The following is a 22,260-nucleotide window of genomic DNA, read 5'->3' on the forward strand; positions in this document are numbered from 1 at the left end:
AGCGGGCAACCTACCCTCCGGCGCTTCGTATCAGGCGACCGCCGCCCGACTTCCACGCAGGACCATCGTTTCAATGACCGCCCCTTTGTTCAAGGGCGTGATCACCGCCCTGATCACACCACTTCGTGACGGAAACGTGGACGAAAGTGCTTTCGAGCGTCTGGTTGAACGCCAGATCGCTGCGGGGGTTCACGGACTCGTGCCCATGGGGACCACGGGAGAGAGCGCCACCCTGCATCCGGATGAGCATCGACGCGTCGTTGAACTCTGCGTGACCATCGCCGCCGGGCGGGTCCGGGTCATCGCCGGGGCCGGGGCCACGGCCACCGACAAGGCCATTGAACTCGTCCGCCATGCCAAGACCGTCGGGGCCGACGCCGCCCTGGTGGTCACCCCCTATTACAATCGACCGTCACAGGCCGGTCTGGCCCTGCATTACGAAGCCATCGCCGAGGCGGTTCAGCTGCCGGTGATCCTGTACAATGTGCCGTCCCGGACCGGGGTCGACCTGGCCAATGAGACGGTGGCGCGGCTGGCCGCACATCCCAACATCGTCGGAATCAAGGACGCCACCGGCGATATGGCGCGGCCAAGCTGGATGCGGGCCAATATCGATGCGGCCTTCGACCTGATGTCGGGGGATGACCCCAGCGGCCTCGGCCACATGGCCCTGGGCGGCGTCGGCGTGATCTCGGTGACCTCCAACGTCGCGCCGGAAGCCATGGTGGCCCTCTATGAAGCCTTCGCCGCCGGGGACCTGGCCACGGCCCGCGCCTGGCAGGAGCGTCTGATCGGGCTGCACCGGGCCCTGTTCCTCGACAATTCGCCGGCCCCCGCCAAATACGCCCTGGCCCGCCTGGGCCTGTGTGCGGAGGAGGTGCGCCTGCCACTGTCCCCGACCGCCGACGCCGTGAAGCCGGCGATCGACTCCGCCCTGGCGGCCGCAGGCGTGCTCTGATGGCGTCCGAACAGCCCAAGACCAAGCTGATCGCCGAGAACCGCCGGGCGCGGTACGACTATTTTCTCGAGGATTTCATCGAGGCCGGCATCCAACTGCTGGGGACCGAGATCAAGTCGCTGCGCGCGGGGCGGGCCAATATCGCCGAGAGCTATGCGGCGGTCGAAGGCCGGGAGATCGTGCTGATCAATGCCGATATTCCGCCGTACCAGCAGGCCTATCGCTTCAACCACGAGCCGCGCCGCCCCCGGAAGCTGCTGCTGCACCGCAAGCAGATCGACAAATTGATCGGGGCCGTCCAGCGCGAGGGCCGCACCATCATTCCGGTGAAACTGTATCTGAACGAGGCCGGCAAGGCCAAGCTGGAGATCGCCCTGGCCAAGGGCAAGAAGATTCACGACAAGCGCGAGACCGAGGCGGCCCGCGACTGGCAGCGCGACAAGGCCCGGCTGATGCGGGACAAGGGCTGATCAGCTGTTCGGGGTGCTCATGATCGGGCGGGCGTCGAGAATGCCGGGACTGGCGGCGACGGCATAGGCATCGGTTCCGTACGGTCCGAGCGAGGGCGGGCTCCAGCTCTGACCGACGGTCAGGCCCAGAACGGTCACCAGGACCGTCAACACCAGGGCGACGACAGCCACCCGCCGTTCCGTCGCTGAAAACACCCGTTCCGATCTGCGCATCCTGTCCTCCCGGCTCCTGACCTGATCAGAGAACGTGATCACGGCCGCGCCGTTCCCCCGGCCCCGGACGAATCGTCCTGGGCCGGTCCGGCGTGGCGCGGGCGACACAGGCCGGCGGTCGGATCAGCCCTCGATCAGGACCCGGGCCCGCCGGAAGATGGCTTCAAACATCTCGGGCGTCAGCCGGCCGGTGTTCGTGTTCAGGCGGGAGCAGTGGTAGCTGTTGAGCAGGATATAGTCCCGCACCCGGGCCTCGACGCCGTGTCCGGGCGCGACCGCGGTGGCCGGAAGGTCAAGCGCCTTCAGCACATTGCGCCGCGACACGTCGCCGAGGGTCACGATCACCTTCAGACGCGGCAGGGCGGCCAGACGCGATACCAGGAACGGGCGGCAGGTGGCCTCCTCGACCGGCAACGGCTTGTTGCCCGGCGGGGCGCAACGCACCGCATTGGTGACCATGCAATCGTCCAGCCGCAGGCTGTCGTCGGGCCGCGCGTCATAGTCGCCGGTGGCGAAGCCCGTCTTCTTCAGGGTCTCGTACAGCAGCCAGCCGGCGTGATCGCCGGTGAAGGGCCGGCCGGTGCGATTGGCGCCGGTGCGGCCGGGGGCCAGACCGGCGATCAGCAGGCGCGCCTGTGGGTCCCCGAACGAGGCCGCCGCGCCGTTGAACCAGTCCGGATTCTCGCGCGCATTGACGGCCCGATAGGCGACCAGGCGCGGACACAGCGGGCAGTTGCGGGGCGCTTCGGGCGGGACCGACCGGTTCACGAGCCGGACTCCGGCGGGCCGCTCCGGACGGACGGCGGCGCGGTCGGCGCGCGCGGTCGCCCGAACTCGGCGACCAGCTCGGCCAGTTCGATGAAATCATCGGCCTGCCGCCGCAGGTCATCGGCGATGTGGGGCGGCTGCACCTTCAGGGTCGAGACGACGCTGACGCGCACGCCCCGGGCCTGGACGGCCTCGACCGCGCGGCGGAAATCGCCGTCGCCGGAAAACAGGACGGCATGATCGATGTGCGGTGCCAGCTCCAGCATGTCGACCGCGATCTCGATGTCCATATTGCCCTTGGTCCGCGTCTGGCCCTGACCGTCGGTGAAGCGCTTGACCGGCTTGGTCACGACGTGAAAGCCGTTGTAGTCGAGGAAATCGATCAGCGGCCGGATCGGCGAGAACTCTTCGCCCTCCACCATGGCCGTGTAATAATAGGCCCTTGTCAGCAGGGCCCGGGCACGGAACGACTCGACCATCTTCCTGAAGTCGAGGTCGGCATTCAGCGCCTTGACTGAAGCATAGAGGTTGGCCCCGTCGATGAAGAGGGCCACGCGATCGGTCGGATACAGGGTCATGAATACGGACGTCCCGAAAACGAAGGGCCCGGTTCCCGTCAATATCGACGTCGGGCTGGATCTCGATGCCGCAGTCATCGTTGCGCTGGGCAGCAATGACAAGGGGGTCTGGCCGAGCTGCCGCGACGGACTCGAGGCGGCCCTGGCCCGATTCCGCGCCGAAGGGCTGGATGTCGTGGCCCGGTCGGCATGGTGGCACTCGCAGGCCTGGCCGGACCCGTCGGATCCGCCCTTCCTCAACGGCGTCGTGATCGTTCGCACCGCCCTGGACCCCCACGCCGTGATGGCCACGCTGGGCCGGATCGAGGAGATCTTCGGGCGCCGGCGGGGGCCGCGCAACGGTCCCCGGACCCTGGACCTCGACCTGATCGCCTACGGTCGCATCCGGGGCGACCTGGACGGGTTGATCCTGCCTCACCCCCGGGCCGCCGAGCGGTTGTTCGTCATGGGGCCGCTGGCCGAGATCGCCCCCGACTGGATCCATCCCGAAGGCCGGGGCCGGGCGGCAGACCTGGCCACGACAGCGCCGGTCGGGCGCGATGCCCGGTCGATCCAAGATGACATCACGCCCCGGGGGTAGGGGACCCGAGCGGAAACAATGCCTCATTCCCGCCCATGCGGCGTTGCACAATCGCGCGTAACGCTCTATTTTGTGCGGTTCTCCCCGTCGCCAGAGGATTTTCATGGCCCGCGTCACTGTCGAAGACTGCATCGAGAAGGTGCCGAACCGTTTCGGACTGGTTCTGCTGGCGGGTAATCGCGCCCGCGCGATCGCCAATGGCGCGCCGCTGACCCTCGATCGGGACAATGACAAGAATCCGGTCGTGGCCCTGCGTGAACTGGCCGAGGACACGGTCAAGCCGGACGAGCTGCGCGAGACCATCATCGTCGCGTTGCAGCGCGTCGACGAGCGCACCGAGGCCGAGGATGAAGCCGAGGTCGTGGCCCTGCTGGCCGAGCCGCAGCACATGAACATGGCCGAAGCCGAGCTGATTCGTGCGCTGCAAAGCGACCGCGACGGCGGCCAGGAGGAGCGATACTGACGGCGGACCCCGCCAACGGTATAACGATCCTGCCGGCACGGCCTTCCAGGGCCGCGCCGTCTCCCGAAGCTGCTACTCGAAACGACCCTGCACCCGCGGGCGACGACGCCTCGCCGCGTCGCGCGCCGATCCTTCGCCAGTTCGAACTGATCGAGGCCGTCAAGGCCTATGACCCGACGGCTGACGAGGCGCTGCTCAATCGCGCCTATGTCTATGCGATGAAGATGCACGGCTCGCAGCTGCGCGCGTCCGGTGACCCCTATTTCGCCCATCCGATCCAGGTCGCCGGCATCCTGACGGACTACAAGCTGGACACCGCCAGCATCGTCACCGCCCTGCTGCACGACGTGGTCGAGGACACATCGGCGACCCGCGACGACATCGCGGACATGTTCGGCGAGGAGGTGGCCTCCCTGGTCGAGGGGGTGACCAAGCTGAGCCGGCTGGAGCTCCAGGCCGAGCACACGCGGCAGGCCGAGAACCTGCGCAAATTCATCCTCGCCATCTCCAAGGATGTCCGCGTCCTGCTGGTGAAGCTGGCCGACCGCCTGCACAACATGCGGACGCTGAAATACGTCAAGCCGGAGAAGCGTGAGCGGATCAGTCGCGAGACCCTGGAGGTCTATGCGCCGCTCGGCCGGTCGATCGGGATTCATTCGATCGCGTCGGAACTGGAAGAACTGGCGTTCGAACACCTGAATCCGACGGCCCGGACCGCGATCGAACGACGGCTCGAGGCGCTGAAGCTGGAACATGGCCGGGCCATCGACGGGGTTTCCCGCGAGGTCGAGAAGGTGCTGGCCGAGGCCGGGGTCAAGGCCCATGTCTTCGGCCGGCAGAAGACGCCCTATTCGATCTGGCGCAAGCTGCAGCGCAAGTCGGTCGGTTTCTCGTCCCTGTCGGACATCTACGGCTTTCGCGTGGTCGTCCTGAGCGAGGACGACTGCTACCGGGCGCTGGGCGTCATTCACAGGGCCTGGCCCGTGGTGCCCGAACGGTTCAAGGACTTCATCTCGACTCCCAAGTCGAACAACTACCGCTCGCTGCACACGACGGTGGTCGGCCCGTCGGGGCTGCGCATCGAGATGCAGATCCGCACCGAGGCGATGGACCGGGTCGCCGAGGACGGGGTCGCCGCGCACTGGGCCTACAAGAACAAGAGCTACGGCTTCGACCAGGAGGCGATGGAGCGCGACGGCGGGCGCGATCCGCTGCAGAACCTGCGCCATCTGGTGCAGGTGATCGAGCACGGCGAGGGCGGCGAGGACTGGGTCGAGCACGCCAAGCTCGAGATGTATCTGGACCAGGTGTTCGTGTTCACCCCCAAGGGGGCACTGATCACCCTGCCGCGGGGCGGCATGGCCCTGGACTTCGCCTATGCGGTTCACACCGAGGTCGGCGACACGGCCGTGGGGGTCAAGGTCAACGGCGAGCTGAAACCGATGCGGACCCAGCTGCAGAACGGCGATGTGGTCGAGATCATCCGCGGCACCAAGCGGGAAATCCCGGCCGACTGGCGGTCCCTGACCGTGACCGGCCGGGCCCGTTCGGCCATCCGTCGTCATATCCGCACCAGTGAACGCGAGGAGTTCCAGAAACTGGGCAAGGCGACGCTGGAGCAGACCCTGGCGCGCGGCGAAAAGCTGCTGGCCGAGGTGACGCTGACCCCGGTGCTGGAGACACTGGCCATCGCCAGTGACGAGGACCTGTTCGAGGCCATCGGCCGTGGACAGCTGTCAGCCGGCAAGGTCGCCGAGACCCTGTTCCCGGCGCTGAAGGGCCGGATGAAGGCCGGACCGGACCGGCGGCGGATTGTCGACGACCAGGCCCGGTTGTTCGTGCGCGGCGGGGGGCTCACGCCCGGCGTCAGCGTGCATTTCGGCCAGTGTTGCTCGCCGGTGCCGGGCGACCGCATCGTCGGTATCCTGGGCGAGGATGTCGGCCTGACCGTCCATACGATCGACTGCCAGAGGCTGGCCGACTTCGCCGACGACGATTCGGTCTGGCAGGACCTGCAGTGGACGGCTCATGCGGAACAGGGGGCGGTGGCCGCGGCCCGGCTGCACGCCACGATCAAGAACGCCCCGGGTGTTCTGGGCGAGGTCGCGACCCTGATCGGCGAGGCCGGCGGCAATATCCTCAACCTGGTGATGAGCCACCGGCAGCAGGATTTCTTCGACGTCATCATCGATGTCGAGGTCGAGGACGCCAAGCACGCCACCAGCATCATGGCCGCCCTGAGGGCCAACCCCTCGGTGGATACGGTCGAACGCGCGCGGGGATAGGCCTTGCGGCACGGAGCAGGCCCGCTATGACGACCCCCATGACCTCAGAAGACGTATTGAACGAGTTCCGCGCCGTGGGTGCCCTGCGCGAGGGGCATTTCATGCTGTCGTCCGGCCTGCACAGCCCGGTCTTCCTGCAGAAGAACCTGGTGTTCATGGACACCGCGCGCTGCGAACGGCTGTGCAAGGCCCTGGCGCAGAAGATCATCGCCGCCGTCGGCCCCGTGGATGTGGCCATCTCGCCGGCCGTCGGCGGGATCATTCCCGGTTATGAGACCGCCCGCCATCTGGGCGTGCCGTCGATGTATGTCGAGCGCGAGGACAGCACCTTCAAGCTGCGGCGCGGGTTCCAGATCGAGCCGGGCCAGAAGGTGGTGATGGTCGAGGACATCGTCACGACCGGACTGAGTTCGCGCGAATGTATCGCGGCGATCCAGGCGGCCGGCGGCGAGGTCGTGGCCGCCGCCTGTATCGTCGACCGCTCGGGCGGGCGGGCCGACGTCGGCGTGCCCCTGATCGCCCTGGCGACCCTGGACGTCCCGGCCTATGCCGCCGACGCCCTGCCACCCGGGCTGGCGGCCCTGCCGGTCGAGGACCCCGGCAGCCGCCGCCTGGCCAAACAGGCGTGAAGCGATGAGCGAACGGGTCCGCCTCGGCGTCAATATCGATCATGTGGCGACCGTCCGGAACGCGCGGGGTGGCCGCCATCCCGATCCGGTGCGGGCGGCGCGGATGGCCCTGGCCGCCGGGGGGGACGGCATCACCGCCCATCTGCGCGAGGATCGCCGGCACATCACCGACAGCGATATCGAGGCGCTGAGCCGACTGTGTGCCGAAGCCGGTCGTCCGCTCAATCTGGAAATGGCGCTGACCGAGGAGATGCTGGCCATCGCCCTCCGGCACCGGCCGCATGCCGCCTGTCTGGTGCCGGAGCGCCGCGAGGAGGTGACGACCGAGGGCGGCCTGAACGTCGTCGCCCAGGCCGACGACATGGCCCGGGCCGCCCGAACCCTGTCCGCGGCGGGGATCCGGGTGTCGCTGTTCATCGACCCGGTGCCGGAACAGGTCGAGGCGTCGGCCCTGGCCGGGGCCCAGGTGATCGAACTGCACACGGGGCGATTCTGTCATGCGAGCGGCGAGGCCCACCGGGTCGAGTATCGCCGCCTGGCCGAGGCGGCGCGCCTGGGACACAGCCTCGGCCTCGAGGTGCACGCCGGCCATGGACTCGACTACGGAACCGCCGCCGAGGTCCTGGCCATTCCGGAGATCCGCGAGCTCAACATCGGCCATTTCCTGATCGGCGAGGCTGTCTTCATCGGCCTGGACGCCGCCGTCGCGCGTATGCGGGCGGTGATGGACGGCGTCGCGGCGTGATCATCGGGATCGGTACCGACCTGTGCGACATCCGCCGGATCCAGACCTCGCTGGACCGGTTCGGCGACCGGTTCAGGCAGCGCTGCTTCACCGAACTGGAGCGCAGCCGCTCGGATCGCAAGCCCGACCCCGCCTGGAGCTATGCCAAACGGTTCGCGGCCAAGGAGGCCTGCGCCAAGGCCCTCGGGACCGGCATGCGCGCGAACGTCTACTGGCGGGACATGGGGGTGGTGAACCGCCCCGGTGGTCAGCCCACCATGGCCCTGAGCGGCAATGCCGCCCGCCATTTGCAGCAGTTGATGCCGACCGGCCATGAGGCGCGGATACACCTGACGCTCAGCGACGAGCATCCGTATGCACTCGCCTTCGTGGTGATCGAAGCCTTGCCGCTGGCTTAATCACGTTATACCCGTTTCGCGGTCAGAGACCGTGCACAACGGCTGGGGGGACAGGGGTCACATGAGCGACGAACACAAGACCGACGACGGGCACGGCACAGATGCGGCTCACGCGCCGCATGACGACGGCCATCATGACACGGCCCGCACGGTCGCCGACGACGCCCATCCGGTCGCCGCGGTGGCGGACGATCATGGCGATCACGGCCACGATGACCATGGCCATGCGCCGGTCGAGGCCGCAGATCACAGCCATGCCGACGCCGCCGGCCACGATGATCATGGCCAGGAAGCGGCCGCGCCGGCCGATCACGGTCACGACGACCACGCCGCGCCCCGGGAGCACGCGCCCGCGGACGCCGCGCAGCATGGCCATGACGCGCCCGCGGCCCACGACGACCATGCGGCAGAGGCGGTTCCCGCGGCTCCGGCCGAACCCGTCCACCATGAGCCCGTCCACAGTGAGCCCGTCGCCCACCATGACGAGACCCCGGCACACAGCCTGACCGACGCAGCCCCTCTGGCCGCCGCCGCCGCCGGCGCGGCCGCCGCATCGGCCAAGCCGCCCGTCTGGAGCGACCACGGCGACGCGCCGTTCGAGGAGTCCGAGCCCGCACCGGCGGCGACCGCCCCGAAGAAGGCCCGGAAAACCTCCGGCGGCGGCAATGAATTCGTCGAGATCATGAAGACCATCGTCTTCGCCCTGCTGATCGCCCTGGTGTTGCGGGTCTTCCTGTTCCAGCCCTTCACCATTCCGTCGGCCTCGATGGAGCCCAACCTCTATGAGGGCGACTACATCGTCGTGACCAAATGGAGCTACGGCTATTCGAAACACTCCATTCCGGGCAGCCCGGGCCTGTTCAACGGGCGGATCCTGGAACAGGGACCGCAGCGTGGCGACATCGCCGTGTTCAAGCTGCCGACCGACAACAAGACCGACTATATCAAGCGCGTCATCGGCCTGCCGGGCGACCGGATCCAGATGATCAACAACCGGCTGTACCTGAACGGCACGATCGTGCCGGACGTGGTGCTGGGCCAGACCGAGGAAACCGACGTCTACGGCCCGCGCCCGGTCAGCCGCCTGTCCGAGACCCTGCCCGGTGGCCGGACGTTCACCATCAATGATTTCGGTCCCGGCTTCCCGCTGGACAATACCGAGGTCTTCACCGTCCCGGCCGGTCACTACTTCATGATGGGCGACAATCGCGACAACTCGGTCGACAGTCGTGAACATCCCGAGCGCGGCGGCGTCGGCCTGGTGCCGGCGGAAAACCTGATCGGCAAGGCCCAGGTCATCCTGTTCTCCTGGTCGCCGGGGGCCTCGCTGTGGGATCCCGTCAGCTGGTTCACCAAGCTGCGCCCGAGCCGGTTCTTTACCGTCCTGGAGTGATGGCCAATCTGCGGGCCGAGGCGGTCGCTGAACTTACGCGCCGTCTCGGCCACGTCTTCCGCGACCCGGCCCTGCTGGAGCGGGCCCTGACCCACGCCAGCGTCGGGGAGGGGGCGGTCCGCGATGCGGCCGGCCGTCCGATTCGTGACAACCAGCGATTCGAATTCCTGGGCGACCGGGTGCTGGGCCTGCTGGTGGCCGAAAAGCTGATGCGCGACTTTCCCGAGGCCGATGAGGGGGCCATGTCCTCGCGGCTGCACAGCCTGGTCGACAAGGTCGCCTGCGCCCGCGTGGCCGAGGCCCTGGGGGTCGGACCTGCCATGCGGCTGTCGGCCGGCGAATCCAAACAGGGCGGTCGCCGCCGCGAGAGCGTGCTGGGGGACGCGATGGAGGCCATCCTGGCCGCCGTCTATTTCGACGGTGGCCTCGACGCCGCCCGCCGGGTGTTCGACGCGACCTGGGCCGCGGAATTCGAGGCCAGCCCGGCCCGGGCCGTGACCAATCCCAAATCGGTGCTGCAGGAGTGGGCCCTGAAGCTGGGTCGCCCCCTGCCGACCTATCGCGTGGTGAACCGCAGCGGCTCCGATCATGCCCCAACCTTTACGGTCGAAGCCGTGGTAGAAGGCGTCGAAGCCTTGACCGCGACCGGACGATCACGTCAGGAGGCGGAGAAGGCGGCCGCAACGGCCCTTTTGCAGCGTGAAGGCTTGATTTGACCGATACCGAAAACCCCAACCAGCATGCCGGCTTTGCCGCCATCATCGGCGCGCCGAACGCCGGCAAGTCGACGCTGGTCAATCGCCTGACGGGGTCGAAGGTCTCGATCGTGACGCAGAAGGTGCAGACCACGCGCTTTCCCGTGCGCGGCATCGCCATCGAGGGCGACGCCCAGATCGTGCTGGTCGACACGCCCGGCATCTTCACACCGCGCCGCCGGCTGGACCGGGCCATGGTCGCCTCGGCCTGGGGCGGGGCCCAGGACGCCGATGTCGTCGTGCACCTGATCGACGCGGCCTCGCACATCGCCTCGGAAGGCAAGGACGGCACCCCGGCCGACCGACGCTCGGCCGAGGACACCGAGACCATCATCGCCAACCTGAAGGCGACCGGCCAACAGGTGATCCTGGCCCTGAACAAGATCGACGGCATGCGCCGCGACACCCTGCTGGCCCTGTCGCAGCAGCTGTTCGAGACCGGCGTCTATTCCGAGGTCTATATGATCTCGGCCCTGAGCGGTGACGGGGTCGATGACCTGAAGCAGCGGCTGGCCCGGGGCATGCCAAAGGGCCACTGGCTGTATCCCGAGGACCAGAGCGCCGATGTGCCGATCCGGGTACTGGCGGCCGAAATCACGCGCGAGAAGCTGTATCTGCGGGTCCATGAGGAACTGCCCTATTCGGCGGCGGTCGAGACCACGGCCTTCGACGAGAAGCCGGACGGTTCGGTGCGCATCGAACAGACCGTCTATGTCGAGCGCGAAAGCCAGCGCCCGATCATCATCGGCAAGGGCGGCCAGACCCTGAAATGGATCGGCCAGAAGTCGCGTGAGGAGCTGACCCAGTTGCTGGACCGGCAGGTCCACCTGTTCGTGACGGTCAAGGTCGATCCGAAATGGCAGGACAGCAAGGCGCTGTACGCCCAGTTCGGTCTGGACTTCAACGCCTGATGCCGGCCGGGGTGATGCCGGCCCCGGTCGACTTCTATTTCTCGTTTCGCAGTCCCTATTCCTGGCTGGCAGTCCGTCAGGTCCGGGCCATGGCGATCGACCACGCGCTGGACGTCCGCCTGCGCGTGGTGCGCCCCCTGGCGGTGCGCGACCCCGACTTCTTCAAGTCGGTCAATCCGATGTGGCCGCCCTATCTGTACCGGGACGTGTCCCGGATCGCCGAACGCCTGGGCCTGACCTTCCGCTGGCCCCGGCCGGATCCGGTGGTGCAGGATCTGGCCAGCGGCACCATCGCCGCCGACCAGCCCCACATCGGCCGGCTGAGCCGGCTGGGCGTGCTGGCCGCCGAACAGGGCGCGGGCCTGGCCTATGTCGAGTCGGTCTCGAACCTGATCTGGTCGGGCGCGGTCGACGGCTGGGATGAAGGTGATCATCTGGCCCATGCCGCCGTCGCGGCCGGACTGGATCCCGTGACGCTCGAGGCGCAGGCCGTGGCCGGGACCGACCGGCTGGACGCGGTGCTGCACACCAACGAGGCGGCCCAGGCGGCAGCGGGGCACTGGGGCGTGCCCCTGTTCGTCTATCGGGACGAGCCCTTCTTCGGTCAGGATCGTCTGCCAGACCTGCTGTGGCGCATCGCGCAGAATCGCCGGACTGAAGCGGTTTGAGCAAGGCGGACCGCTGGGTACGCCGGATCGTACGAGAGTAGACGTTTCGTGTTTCATGTTCCCCGCCACGCCGGTGGCCATCCCCGACTGACCCTGGCCCTGATCACCTTGGCCGTGCTCGGCGCGGCCGTCGTGTCCGGCGTTGCCTCAAGCCGGCCCCTCGTTCCTGAAGCCGTTGACCAGACCCGGGGACCGGCACCACGCCCCCCGATCGAGGTAGTCCAGACCCTGCCCGAATTGACGGAGGCCCTTGACCGGGTCTCGCGCGGCGGACGCGGATTCAGCGGGGCCGTGCTGGTCGCCCGCGGTGATCAGGTTCTGTTTCGTCAGGTCTATGGCATGGCCGACCACGCGCGCGACAAGCCGCTGGCCCTGGAGTCCCGGTTCCGTCTCGCCTCGGTCAGCAAACAATTCACGGCTGCCGCCATCCTGAAGCTGCAGGACGAGCGGGTGCTGTCGGTTTATGATCCGCTGTGCAAATGGATCCAGCCGTGTCCGGCCGCGTGGGAGCCAATCCGCCTGCACCACCTGCTGGCCCACACCTCGGGTGTGCCCGACCTGATGGCCCGCCCGGCCTGGGGTCTGCAGCGCGTCACGCCCGCCACCGTCGAGGAATTGACCGAAGACTCAAAGCAATATCGGCTGCAGTTTCCACCCGGTTCCAAGGTCCGCTACGACAACGCCGGCTATAACCTGCTGGGCACCGTGGTCGAGAAAGCGTCGGGGGTGTCGCTGGAAACCTATCTGCAGCGCACCTTCTTCACGCCGCTGGGCATGGACGACACCGGGTCGGACGCCGACGGCAAGGCGCGGAATCTGGTAACCGGCTACGCCCATTTTCCCGGCGGTCTGACCGCTCAGAACAACGCCAATGTCAGCATCGTCTTCGCGGCCGGGGCGCTGTATTCAACGCTGGACGACATGCTGGTCTGGGAGCGGGCGCTGCATCACGGGCGGGTCATCAGCCCCCGGTCCTATGCACAGATGACCGCCGATCACGCTCCGGACAGCACGCCGAAGGAGCGCGGCAGGGACCGGCGCGACTGGGGCTTCGGCCTGTTTACCAACAGCCTGGGCCGACAGGTGCGGCCCGCTTTCGAGGACCGCCAGATCTACCACACCGGCAGCTGGTCCGGGTTCCGCAACCTGGTGACCTATCAGCCCGACGCCGATGTGACCGTGATCGTCCTGTCCAACAACTACCACCAACGCGACCAGGTGTTCCTGATCAGCCAGCAGGCCGTGGCCGAGGCCCTGGGCCGCCCGTTCCCGACCACATTGGCGCGCTGAATCCCAGCGGCTGTAACGGCGCGGACGTGGACGCAGAGCCCGTCCAGACAAGGGGTGAGACCCTTATTGGGCCGGTTTCCAGTCAGCTCCGGGCACAGTGTTGACCATCCACGGCACGCCGAACTTGTCCGTCAAACTGCCGAAGCCGGGCGACCAGAACGTCTCGGCGAAGGCCATGCCGACCTTGCCGCCTTCGGACAGGGATTCGAACCAGCGGCGGCCATCGGTGATGTTTTCGGCATGCACGGCGACGTCGAAGCCGTTCCTGGGCTTGTCGATGTTGGCGGCCCAGTCGACATCCATGTCCGCCCCCATGATCGCCTGATCGCCGATCTGCAGCCAGCAATGCATCAGCCAGTCCTTGTACTGCGGCCCCACCGGCATGTCGGGCGGGCCGTCGCCATAGGGCAGGGCGGCGGTGATCTCTCCACCCAGGACCCTGGCGTAGAACTCGAAGGCCTCGCGGCACTGGCCGCGGAAGCTCAGGCTGGTCACGATCTTCATGGTCGTCTCTCCTCTGGTTTCTGTCGTGGATTAGCGGGCCAGGAAGGCCTCGAGCCGGTCCATCGTGCCGGTCCAGCCATGTTTGTGCCCCGTCAGGCTCTGTTCGGACTTCAGCCCCTCGTGGGTGAAGGCCATCTGCGTCCGGCCGTCGTCAGTCTCGCTGAAAACGACGGTGACCAGGGTGTCGACGGGCGGGCCGTCCTCATGGGATTCGTCCCATTTGAAGGTGAAGGCGAGCCGCTCGGGCGGCACGATCTCGCGGTAGACTCCGCCCTGCCACAGGTCCTGACCGCTGTCGGGCGAGCGCAGGCAGGCGCGCCAGGCCCCGCCGACCCTGAGGTCCTGCGTGACGTGGACGGCGGGCCACTCGACCGGCCCCAGCCACAGAACCATGGCTTCGGGCGAGGTCCAGGCCTCCCAGACCAGGGCGCGCGGGGCATCGAACACCCGCTGCATCCTCAGGGTCGGTCGGGTCCCGGTCGTTTCTGCGAGGGTCATGCTCAGGCTCCCGGTACGGTCGGATCAGACGGTCTTCAGCAGCGCGGCCAGCTGGTCGGCGCAGGTGCCCCAGCCGTCGTGGAAGCCCATGGCCTCGTGCTGCTTCATCGTTTCGGCGTTCCAGTGGCGCGCGGTGGCGACGTATTCGGTCTGGCCGTCGTCCATCGGCGTCAGTTCCACGGTGGCGACCATGAACGGCTGGCCGGCCGGCCGCCAGTCAGGCGTGAGGGCGTCGGTGGTGATCCAGCGGCGGTTCGGCACGACCTCGAGGAAGATGCCGCTGTTGGGAATATGCTCACCGTCCGGGCCGTGCATGACGAAGTTGAACACGCCGCCGGGACGGGGGTCGACCTTGATGTCGGACAGGGTCCACGGCCTGGGCACGAACCACTGCTGCAGCAGTTCCGGCGTCATCCAGGCCTTCCAGATCTGCTCCGGCGTTGCGTCCAGCACGCGGTGCAGCACGAGGGCGTGCGGATGGGCGACGCCGTCGGTGTGGCAGGGATTGCTGTCAGTTTCGTGGGCCACGGGGGTCTCCTTTCTGGATTTTCGCGAGATAGGCGTCGAGGCGATCGAAGCTGGCGTCCCAGTAGCGGCGATAGTGCTCCAGCCATTCCGCGACGCCCTTCAGGGCCATCGGTTCGAGCCGGGCCGGGCGCCATTGGGCTTCCCGGCCCCGGCTGATCAGCCCGGCCTTCTCCAGCACCTTCAGGTGTTTCGATACCGCCGGCAGGCTCATGTCGAACGGTGCCGCCAGATCGTTGACACTGGCCTCGCCCTCGCACAGCCGGGCCAGGATCGCCCGGCGGGTCGGGTCGGCCAGGGCGGCGAATTTTGCCGAGAGCGGATCGGTTTGCATGGGACGGCTTTACATAAAACTGATCGGTTAAATGAACCGCTGGAAAAGACTTGTCAACCGTGCGGTTAAATAGGGAACCTTGCACAATCGCTCACGACCCAGCCCCGGCAACGCGGACAAATTTCCGCAACAGGCAGGACAAAAGGCGCGACATCAGACACATCCTGTATTCGACCGACCGAACCGCCCGGAAATCGCGCCAACCGAGGGAGCCACACCCATGTTCGTCCTGATCGCCACCCTGATTCTGGCCGCCGCGCCGCAGACGGCCACTGCGGCCGAAGAGGCCGCCGTGGCCGCCGTGATCGACCGGATGCACACGGCCGCGTCGCGCGCCGACGGTGCCGATTATTTCGCCCAGTTCACGCCTGACGCCCGCTTCATCGGCACCGACTCCGGCGAGCGCTGGCCGCTGGATGCCTTCCAGGCCTATGCCGAACCCTTTTTCGCCCGGGGGCAGGGCTGGACCTATGTGCCGAACGAGCGGGTGGTGACCATCGCCCCGATCGCCTGCCGCTGTGTGGCCTGGTTCGACGAGCGGCTGGAGAATGCCAGCTATGGCGAGACACGCGGTTCCGGCGTGCTTCGCCTGACCGACGACGGCTGGAAGATCGAGCAATATGTGCTGAGCTTCGTCGTGCCGAACGATGCGGCCCGGGATGTAGTCGCCCTGATCCGCCGACAAGCGGTCGTGCCCGACTGATGGATTTCAACGAGGAAGCCTTCGTCCTGTCGGCCCGGGCCCACGGGGACACCGGGGTGGTCGCCGAGCTGCTGACCGAGACCCACGGCCGTCGCGCCGCCTATGTCGCCGGCGGGGCCTCGCGCAAGATGAAGCCCTTCCTGCAGCCCGGGGCCCGGGTCATCGCCGACTACCGGGCCCGGACCTCGGACCATCTGGGGTCAGCCCGGCTGGAGCCGGTCGGTGAGGGGCCCAGTGCCCTTTTCGAGGATTCCATGGCCCTGACCGGCCTGGCCGCCGCCGCCGCCGTGGCCCAGGGGGCCCTGCCCGAGCGCGAGCCGCATCCGGGCGCCTTTCTGGCCTTCGAAGCCCTGATGGCGGCCTTCGCCATCCCCGAGGTCTGGCCGGCCATCTTCGTCCGCTTCGAGGCCGGACTGCTGGAGGACCTGGGCTTCGGCCTCGACCTGTCCAGCTGCGCCGTCAGCGGCTCGATGGACGACCTCGTCTGGGTCAGTCCGCGCACCGGGCGGGCGGTCAGCCGCGACGCGGGCGCGCCCTATGCCGACAAGCTGCTGGTGCTGCCGCCCTTCATGCTGGGAGCCCAGGCCGGGCTTGGACAGGGCGATGTCGGGGCCGGTCTGGCCCTGACCGGGCATTTTCTCGAGCAGTTCGTCTTCCACCCGCAGAACCGGCCGATCCCGTCGGCCCGGGTCTGGATGATCGACAAGCTGGGAGAGTTGGGGCGGTTGTGAGCGAACGGGCTAGACTTCCGGCTCCGCATCCCTGATTCGAAGGCCCATGACCGTTCATACCCCGACGCCCGAGGGCGGCCGCATTATCGACGAGCCGATGAGCGAGGCGCTGTCGCAGCGCTATCTGGCCTACGCCCTGTCGACCATCACTAACCGCGCCCTGCCGGACGTGCGCGACGGCTTCAAGCCGGTGCACCGGCGCATCCTCTACGCCATGCACCAGATGCGGCTCAACCCGCAGGCGGCGGCGCGCAAATGCGCCAAGGTCGTCGGTGAGGTCATGGGCGGCTATCACCCGCACGGCGACGCCTCGATCTATGAGGCGCTGGTGCGCCTGGCCCAGGATTTCGCCCAGCGCTATCCGCTCGTCGACGGCCAGGGCAATTTCGGCAATATCGACGGGGATAGCGCCGCGGCCATGCGCTACACCGAGTGCAAGCTGACCTCGGCGGCGACCCTGCTGCTGGACGGCATCGACCAGGACGCGGTCGATTTCCGGGCCACCTATGACGATCAGGACGAGGAGCCGGTCGTCCTGCCCGCGGGCTTCCCCAATCTGCTGGCCAATGGCTCGTCGGGCATCGCCGTCGGCATGGCCACCTCGATCCCGCCGCACAACGTCGGCGAACTGATCGACGCCTGTATGGTGCTGCTGGAACGGCCCGAGGCGACGACCGGGGAACTGGCCACCATCGTGCCGGGGCCGGACTTCCCGACCGGCGGTGTGGCCGTCGAAGGCCATGCCTCGATCCTCGACGCCTATGAGACCGGGCGCGGTGGCGTGCGGCTGCGGGCGCGCTGGGAGACCGAGGACCTGGGCCGGGGCGTGTGGCGGATCATCGTCACCGAGATGCCCTATCAGGTGCAGAAGAGCCGGCTGATCGAGGCCCTGGCCGATCTGATCGAGAACAAGAAGGCCCCGCTGCTCGGCGATGTGCGCGACGAGTCGGCCGAGGACATCCGGCTGGTGCTGGAGCCCAAGAGCCGAACGGTCGAACCCGAGGTGCTGATGGAGAGCCTGTTCAGGCTCTCGGATCTGGAGGTCCGCTTCCCGGTCAACATGAATGTGCTGGATGCCACGGGCACACCGCGGGTCATGGGGTTGAAGGCCTGCCTGCAGGCCTTCCTCGATCACCGACGGGACGTGCTGATCCGGCGCTCACACTGGCGCATCGACCGGGTCGAGAAGCGGCTGCACCTGCTGGAAGGCCTGCGGATCGTCTTTCTCAACCTCGATGAGGTCATCCGCATCGTCCGCGAGGAGGAACAGCCCAAGGCGGTGCTGATCGCCCGCTTCGGCCTGTCGGAACTGCAGGCGGATTTCATTCTCGACACCCGACTGCGCCAGCTGGCGCGGATCGAGGAGATGACGATCGAGAACGAGTACAAGGCCCTGGCCGACGAACTGGCGGCGCTGCAGGCCCTGTCACTGTCGGCGGCCAAACAGTGGAAGACGATCGGCAAGGAGCTGGAGCTGGTGCGCAAGGCGCTGGTCTCGCCACGCCGGACCACGATCGCCGAGGCCGTCGACGCCTCGGCCTATGCGCCGGTCGAGGCCTTCATCCCGCGCGAGGCCATCACCGTCATCCTGTCCGAACGCGGCTGGATCCGGGCGGCCAAGGGCAAGGTCGAGGACCCGTCGGAGCTGAAGTTCAAGGAGGGCGACGCCCTGGCCTTCCTCGAACCGGCCTTCACCACGGACAAGCTGCTGGTGGCGGCCTCGGACGGGCGCATCTTCACCATCGGGGCCGACAAGCTGGCCTCGGGGCGCGGGCACGGTGAGCCGCTGCGGCTGATGATCGACCTCGACGAGAGCGCCGGGATCATCGCCGTCCTGGCACACCAGCCGGGTGCGAAACTGCTGGTCGCGTCCAGGGCCGGCTATGGATTCATCGCCCCCGAGGACGACCTGCTGGCCCAGAAGCGCGGCGGCAAACAGGTGCTGAACGGCGAACTGCTGGCCGCCCTGCGCGTCACCGGCGACCATGTGGCGACCCTGGGCGAAAACCTGAAGGCCCTGATCTTCCCGCTGGCGGAGCTGCCCGAGATGGGCCGCGGCAAGGGCGTCAAATTGCAGTCCTACAAACAGGGCGGCCTGCAGGACCTGACCGTGTTCAGCGCCGAGGCCGGGCCGGAATGGGCCGACGGCGGCGGACGACGCCGCAACTGGCCCGACTGGAAGGACTGGCTGGGCAAGCGCGCCGGGGCCGGCCGGATGGGCCCCCGGGGGCTGCGCAAATTCCGCTGATCACGGCAAAGGTGACGCGGATTTCATTAGAGGCGCGACGCCGGACGCGCGATACTGCCGGTTGAAGTCTGGAGGACCATTTACATGACCACCCTGATCGTCGTCGGCGTCATCGTCGTCGTTCTGCTGTTCGTCATCGTCGGAGCCTACAACCGGCTGGTGGCGCTGGACCAGTCGGCCAATCAGTCGTTCGCAGACATCGATGTGCAGCTGAAGCAGCGCCAGGACCTGATCCCCAATCTGGTGGATACGGTCAAAGGCTTTGCCGCCCACGAGAAGAGCACACTCGACGCCGTGATCCAGGCCCGCAACGCGGCGACCTCGGCCAATTCGGTCGACGACAAGGTCCAGGCCGAGAACATGCTGAGCGGGGCGCTGGGCAAGCTGTTCGCCCTGTCCGAGGCCTATCCGGACCTCAAGGCCAACACCAATTTCCTGCAGCTGCAGGCCGACCTGTCGGACATCGAGAACAAGCTCGCCGCGGCGCGGCGCTTCTTCAACAATGCCGTCAGCGAGTTCAACGCGGTGCGCCGCCAATTCCCCACAGTCCTGTTCGCCGGCCTGGTCGGCTTCGGTTCGGACAAGCCGTTCTTCGACGTCGGGGAAGGCGAGCGGGCCACGATGTCGGCCGCCCCGCCCAAGGTCGCCTTCTAGGAGACCTGAGCCTTGGCCGCCGTCGGACTCAAGACCCATATCTGGGCCAATAACACCCGGTCAGCCCTGCTGCTGGCCGGGTTTCCCCTGTTGCTGATCGGCATCCTGTACGGGGTGCAGCTGATCCTGATGGGGATGGGCATCATCCAGGGCACGGGCGGCAGCCTGGGCGACGACATGGCCCTGGCCGGGGCGATGCTGGGCTGGACCGTGCCGACGGCCTTCGTCGTCGCCGCCATCTGGTTCGCCATCGCCTATTTCGGCAGCCAGACGATGATCGACGTGATCACCGGGGCCCGCAAGGTCGAACGCCGGGACGAGCCCGAACTCTATAATTTGCTCGAGAACCTGGCGATCTCGCGCGGCATGCGGACGCCGACGCTCAGGATCATCGAGACCGACGGCATGAACGCCTATGCCTCGGGCCTGCATGAAGGGCGCTACAGCGTCACCGTGACGCGCGGCCTGATGCAGGCGATGGACCGCGACGAGCTGGAGGCGGTGCTGGCGCACGAGATGACCCATGTCATCAACAAGGACGTGCGCACCATGGTGATCGCCTCGATCTTTGCCGGCATCATCAGTGTCATCGCCGAACTGGTGGTGCGCAGCCTGTTCTTTTCGCGGGGCAATCGCGAGAACAAGAACGCCGGACCGTTGATGCTGATCGGCATTGCCATCGCCGCGATCGGCTTCGGCCTGGCCCTGGTGATCCGCATGATGCTGTCGCGGACCCGGGAATATGTGGCCGACGCCGGGTCGGTGGAACTGACCAAGAATCCCGACGCCATGATCGGGGCCCTGCGCAAGATCGAGGGGCGCTCCAATGTCCGCGCGCCGGACGAGGTGCAGCTGATGTTCCTCGACAACCAGCCGGACGGGCGCGGGCTGGAGGGGCTGTTCGCCACCCATCCGTCGATCGACAGTCGCGTCGCCGCCCTGGTGAAATTCACCGGTGGCCGCGATCCCGGTCCGTGGCAGGCCCCCGATCAGAAGGCGGAGCAGGCGGCCGCGCCGGGGCCGTGGGGTGGCTCGGCGGGGGCAGCGCCCCCGTCTCCCTTCGGAACGTCGGTGCCGTCGACCCGCTGAGGCGGTCGCGCGCGCCCTCAGGCGGGGTCACCCGCCACCGCCGGAGGATCGGGCAGGGCGGGCAGCCGCTGCCAGCCGAAACGGGTCAGGGCGTCCATCGGCCGGAAACGGGCCTTGTAGTCCATCTTCTGCGAGCCGCGCACCCAGTAGCCCAGATAGACAAAGGGCAGGCGCACAATGGCCGCCTGGCGCAGATGATCGAGGATGGCGAAGACGCCGAGGCTGCGCCGCTCCAGGTCCGGATCGAAGAAGCTGTAGACCATCGACAGACCGTCCCCGAGCAGATCGGTCAGGCTGACCCCGACCAGGTCACCGGGACCGCCGTCCGGCGAGGGCAGGCGATATTCGATCAGGTGGGTGCGGACCGCCGTGTCCTCGATCATCGCGACATAGTCGAGCCAGCCCATGTCGGTCATGCCCCCCGCCGGATGGCGGCGATGCAGGTAGCGACGCAGCAGGTCGAACTGTTCGGTCGTGGCCTCGGCCTCGACCAGGTCCCGGGACAAATCAGCGTTGCGGGCCAGAATCTTGCGGTAGGATCTTGAGAAACGAAATTCACCGACCGGCAGGCGCACCGACACACAGGCGTCACAGGCTTCGCAGGCCGGACGGTAGGCGATATTCTGGCTGCGGCGGAACCCCGCCTGGGTCAGCTCGTCATTGACCCAGGCCCCGTCGCTGAACGGCAGGTTGGCGAACACCTTGCGCTCGGTCTGGCCCGGCAGATAGGGGCAGGGCGCGGTCGCCGTCATGAAGAAGCGAAGCTGGCGCTGGGGAATATGCTGGGTCACGGTCCTAGGTCCGCACCGGAATCCGACGAGATTTTGACCGCTGTCCGTCCATGGCCCGATCAGGCGACAGCCCGGTGCCGGACGCAAGCGGGTTCTCGCGCCAGCCGAAGCCCGGGCGCGCCCGGGTCACAGACTGGTGTCCGAGGGCAGGACCGGAGCCTCGCGCAGCAGGACAATGGCGATGCGGCGGTTGCCGGCCAGGGTGGGGTCATCCGGATAAAGCGGGTCGGAGCCGGCCTTGCCCGAGACCTGGTAGACGCGATCGGGATCGACGCCGGCGGTCTGCAGGATCAGGCGCGAGGCATTGGCCCGCTCGGAGGACAGGGCCCAGTCAGCCGGCCGGGTGGCCCGGCTGGAGCCGGGCGCGGCGCTGGTGTGGCCGGTCACCGAAATCCGGTTGGGCAGCTGGTTGATGACCCGGGAAATGGCCCGGAGCAGGATCTGGGCCCGGGCATTGGGGCGGGCGGAGTTCTGCTCGAACATCGAGCGCCCTTCCTGGTCGACCAGCTGGATGCGCAGGCCTTCGGGGGTCTGATCGACGATCAGCTGTTTCGACAGCTCGGCCAGTTCCGGCATCGACTGCATGGCCTGGCGCAGCGAGGCGGCGGCGCTGGCGAAATCGGCGGCCTCACGCCGGGCGATCTCATCGCGCAGCTCGGCTTCACTGGCGGCGGCGAGGTTGCTGCTCTGGCCGGCTTCGGACGGCGCGTCCTGCGGGGCCTCGGGGGCCAGCTGGGTCACGACCGACATGGCCCCGGACCCCTTGGCCCCGTCGTCGCCGAGAGAGGTCCCGCCGAGGATACCGCCCGAGCCGGAGGTGGTCTGGGACACGCTGGCCGGAGCGAAATATTCGGCGATGCCGCGCTTCTGCTCCGGATCGGTCATGTTGATCAGCCACATCAGCAGAAAGAAGGCCATCATCGCCGTCACGAAGTCGGCGTAGGCGACCTTCCAGGCCCCGCCGTGGTGGCCACCGCCGACGACCTTCTTGACCTTCTTGATCAGGATGGGACGGTCGTTCATGGACATGGTCGGGCTGCTCTTAACGCTGTTCGTTAGCCGTAAAATCGGCCCTCGAC

27 protein-coding genes are annotated in these 22,260 nt (G+C 67.6%); 18 read left to right on the forward strand and 9 right to left on the reverse strand.

Features of this window, described 5'->3' with window-relative positions; all coding sequences use genetic code 11:
- Positions 1-73 precede the first annotated feature (73 nt).
- The gene (gene dapA, locus AACZ75_RS07600; RefSeq protein ID WP_339872196.1) at positions 74-958 is read left to right on the forward strand and encodes a 4-hydroxy-tetrahydrodipicolinate synthase; all 885 of its coding nucleotides are present in this window, start codon (positions 74-76) and stop codon (positions 956-958) included.
- A complete protein-coding gene (gene smpB, locus AACZ75_RS07605; protein ID WP_339872197.1) occupies positions 958-1,428 on the forward strand; it encodes an SsrA-binding protein SmpB in 471 nt (156 codons plus the stop codon). The genes dapA and smpB overlap by 1 nt, the downstream gene beginning before the upstream one ends.
- Here the strand turns inward: smpB and AACZ75_RS07610 are convergent, their stop codons facing one another.
- The 3 genes from AACZ75_RS07610 to AACZ75_RS07620 form a co-directional block, all read right to left on the reverse strand.
- Positions 1,429-1,641 carry a hypothetical protein gene (locus tag AACZ75_RS07610; protein WP_339872198.1) on the reverse strand — a complete coding sequence of 71 codons (213 nt, stop codon included), beginning with the start codon at positions 1,639-1,641 and terminating at the stop codon, positions 1,429-1,431.
- Positions 1,642-1,764: 123 nt separating this feature from the next.
- Complete coding sequence (locus AACZ75_RS07615; protein ID WP_339872199.1) at positions 1,765-2,409, reverse strand: uracil-DNA glycosylase; 645 nt, start codon at positions 2,407-2,409, stop codon at positions 1,765-1,767.
- Positions 2,406-2,987 carry an NYN domain-containing protein gene (locus AACZ75_RS07620; protein WP_339872200.1) on the reverse strand — a complete coding sequence of 194 codons (582 nt, stop codon included), beginning with the start codon at positions 2,985-2,987 and terminating at the stop codon, positions 2,406-2,408. The genes AACZ75_RS07615 and AACZ75_RS07620 overlap by 4 nt, the downstream gene beginning before the upstream one ends.
- On the opposite strand from AACZ75_RS07620, the gene folK reads away from it, so the two are divergent.
- From folK to AACZ75_RS07675, 11 genes are all read left to right on the forward strand, one after another.
- On the forward strand, positions 2,986-3,567 hold the full coding sequence (gene folK / locus AACZ75_RS07625; protein ID WP_339872202.1) for a 2-amino-4-hydroxy-6-hydroxymethyldihydropteridine diphosphokinase: 582 nt from the start codon (positions 2,986-2,988) through the stop codon (positions 3,565-3,567). The two genes, AACZ75_RS07620 and folK, sit on opposite strands and share 2 nt — an antisense overlap.
- A 103-nt stretch (positions 3,568-3,670) precedes the next feature.
- Positions 3,671-4,030 (forward strand): DNA-directed RNA polymerase subunit omega, encoded by a 360-nt coding sequence (gene rpoZ, locus AACZ75_RS07630; RefSeq protein WP_339872204.1) that lies wholly within the window; start codon positions 3,671-3,673, stop codon positions 4,028-4,030.
- 128 nt (positions 4,031-4,158) lie between these two features.
- Entirely contained in the window at positions 4,159-6,315 is a 2,157-nt protein-coding gene (locus AACZ75_RS07635) for a bifunctional (p)ppGpp synthetase/guanosine-3',5'-bis(diphosphate) 3'-pyrophosphohydrolase (RefSeq protein WP_339872330.1), read from the forward strand.
- 38 nt (positions 6,316-6,353) lie between these two features.
- Positions 6,354-6,944 carry an orotate phosphoribosyltransferase gene (gene pyrE, locus AACZ75_RS07640; RefSeq protein ID WP_339872206.1) on the forward strand — a complete coding sequence of 197 codons (591 nt, stop codon included), beginning with the start codon at positions 6,354-6,356 and terminating at the stop codon, positions 6,942-6,944.
- Positions 6,945-6,948: 4 nt separating this feature from the next.
- Positions 6,949-7,689 carry a pyridoxine 5'-phosphate synthase gene (locus AACZ75_RS07645; RefSeq protein WP_339872207.1) on the forward strand — a complete coding sequence of 247 codons (741 nt, stop codon included), beginning with the start codon at positions 6,949-6,951 and terminating at the stop codon, positions 7,687-7,689.
- Positions 7,686-8,087, forward strand: coding sequence for a holo-ACP synthase (acpS, locus tag AACZ75_RS07650; RefSeq protein WP_339872208.1), 402 nt, complete (start codon positions 7,686-7,688; stop codon positions 8,085-8,087). Before AACZ75_RS07645 ends, acpS begins: the two co-directional genes overlap by 4 nt.
- Before the next feature lie 502 nt (positions 8,088-8,589).
- Positions 8,590-9,480 carry a signal peptidase I gene (gene lepB, locus AACZ75_RS07655; protein WP_339872331.1) on the forward strand — a complete coding sequence of 297 codons (891 nt, stop codon included), beginning with the start codon at positions 8,590-8,592 and terminating at the stop codon, positions 9,478-9,480.
- Positions 9,480-10,196 (forward strand): ribonuclease III, encoded by a 717-nt coding sequence (gene rnc / locus AACZ75_RS07660; protein WP_339872209.1) that lies wholly within the window; start codon positions 9,480-9,482, stop codon positions 10,194-10,196. The genes lepB and rnc overlap by 1 nt, the downstream gene beginning before the upstream one ends.
- Positions 10,193-11,146: a GTPase Era gene (gene era / locus AACZ75_RS07665; RefSeq protein ID WP_339872210.1), complete on the forward strand. Its 954-nt coding sequence runs from the start codon at positions 10,193-10,195 to the stop codon at positions 11,144-11,146. Before rnc ends, era begins: the two co-directional genes overlap by 4 nt.
- Complete coding sequence (locus AACZ75_RS07670) at positions 11,146-11,814, forward strand: DsbA family protein (protein WP_339872212.1); 669 nt, start codon at positions 11,146-11,148, stop codon at positions 11,812-11,814. Before era ends, AACZ75_RS07670 begins: the two co-directional genes overlap by 1 nt.
- A 48-nt stretch (positions 11,815-11,862) precedes the next feature.
- Positions 11,863-13,104: a serine hydrolase domain-containing protein gene (locus AACZ75_RS07675; protein ID WP_339872214.1), complete on the forward strand. Its 1,242-nt coding sequence runs from the start codon at positions 11,863-11,865 to the stop codon at positions 13,102-13,104.
- Between the two features lie 63 nt (positions 13,105-13,167).
- On the opposite strand, the gene AACZ75_RS07680 is transcribed toward AACZ75_RS07675, so the two are convergent.
- Genes AACZ75_RS07680 through AACZ75_RS07695 form a run of 4 tightly spaced genes read right to left on the reverse strand, consistent with a single transcriptional unit; the run spans position 13,168 to position 14,965 of the window.
- Positions 13,168-13,608 carry a VOC family protein gene (locus tag AACZ75_RS07680; RefSeq protein ID WP_339872216.1) on the reverse strand — a complete coding sequence of 147 codons (441 nt, stop codon included), beginning with the start codon at positions 13,606-13,608 and terminating at the stop codon, positions 13,168-13,170.
- A gap of 30 nt (positions 13,609-13,638) precedes the next feature.
- Positions 13,639-14,106: an SRPBCC domain-containing protein gene (locus tag AACZ75_RS07685; RefSeq protein ID WP_339872218.1), complete on the reverse strand. Its 468-nt coding sequence runs from the start codon at positions 14,104-14,106 to the stop codon at positions 13,639-13,641.
- A gap of 24 nt (positions 14,107-14,130) precedes the next feature.
- Positions 14,131-14,634 (reverse strand): SRPBCC family protein, encoded by a 504-nt coding sequence (locus AACZ75_RS07690; RefSeq protein ID WP_339872220.1) that lies wholly within the window; start codon positions 14,632-14,634, stop codon positions 14,131-14,133.
- Positions 14,618-14,965: a metalloregulator ArsR/SmtB family transcription factor gene (locus tag AACZ75_RS07695; RefSeq protein ID WP_339872222.1), complete on the reverse strand. Its 348-nt coding sequence runs from the start codon at positions 14,963-14,965 to the stop codon at positions 14,618-14,620. The genes AACZ75_RS07690 and AACZ75_RS07695 overlap by 17 nt, the downstream gene beginning before the upstream one ends.
- Positions 14,966-15,185: 220 nt before the next feature.
- Here AACZ75_RS07695 and AACZ75_RS07700 point away from each other — a divergent pair, with 220 nt between their 5' ends.
- The 5 genes from AACZ75_RS07700 (at position 15,186) to AACZ75_RS07720 (ending at position 20,390) form a co-directional block, all read left to right on the forward strand.
- On the forward strand, positions 15,186-15,668 hold the full coding sequence (locus AACZ75_RS07700) for a nuclear transport factor 2 family protein (RefSeq protein WP_339872223.1): 483 nt from the start codon (positions 15,186-15,188) through the stop codon (positions 15,666-15,668).
- The gene (recO, locus tag AACZ75_RS07705) at positions 15,668-16,399 is read left to right on the forward strand and encodes a DNA repair protein RecO (protein ID WP_339872224.1); all 732 of its coding nucleotides are present in this window, start codon (positions 15,668-15,670) and stop codon (positions 16,397-16,399) included. The genes AACZ75_RS07700 and recO overlap by 1 nt, the downstream gene beginning before the upstream one ends.
- Before the next feature lie 46 nt (positions 16,400-16,445).
- Entirely contained in the window at positions 16,446-18,647 is a 2,202-nt protein-coding gene (gene parC, locus AACZ75_RS07710) for a DNA topoisomerase IV subunit A (protein ID WP_339872225.1), read from the forward strand.
- An 84-nt stretch (positions 18,648-18,731) separates the two neighbouring features.
- Complete coding sequence (locus tag AACZ75_RS07715) at positions 18,732-19,301, forward strand: LemA family protein (protein ID WP_339872226.1); 570 nt, start codon at positions 18,732-18,734, stop codon at positions 19,299-19,301.
- 12 nt (positions 19,302-19,313) lie between these two features.
- The gene (locus AACZ75_RS07720; RefSeq protein WP_339872228.1) at positions 19,314-20,390 is read left to right on the forward strand and encodes a M48 family metallopeptidase; all 1,077 of its coding nucleotides are present in this window, start codon (positions 19,314-19,316) and stop codon (positions 20,388-20,390) included.
- Positions 20,391-20,407: 17 nt separating this feature from the next.
- On the opposite strand, the gene AACZ75_RS07725 is transcribed toward AACZ75_RS07720, so the two are convergent.
- Positions 20,408-21,181 (reverse strand): arginyltransferase, encoded by a 774-nt coding sequence (locus AACZ75_RS07725; RefSeq protein WP_339872230.1) that lies wholly within the window; start codon positions 21,179-21,181, stop codon positions 20,408-20,410.
- Between the two features lie 126 nt (positions 21,182-21,307).
- Entirely contained in the window at positions 21,308-22,210 is a 903-nt protein-coding gene (locus tag AACZ75_RS07730; protein WP_339872232.1) for a flagellar motor protein MotB, read from the reverse strand.
- Positions 22,211-22,260 lie beyond the last annotated feature (50 nt).

The sequence above is a fragment of the uncultured Brevundimonas sp. genome (genome assembly GCF_963975535.1).
GTDB lineage: Bacteria > Pseudomonadota > Alphaproteobacteria > Caulobacterales > Caulobacteraceae > Brevundimonas.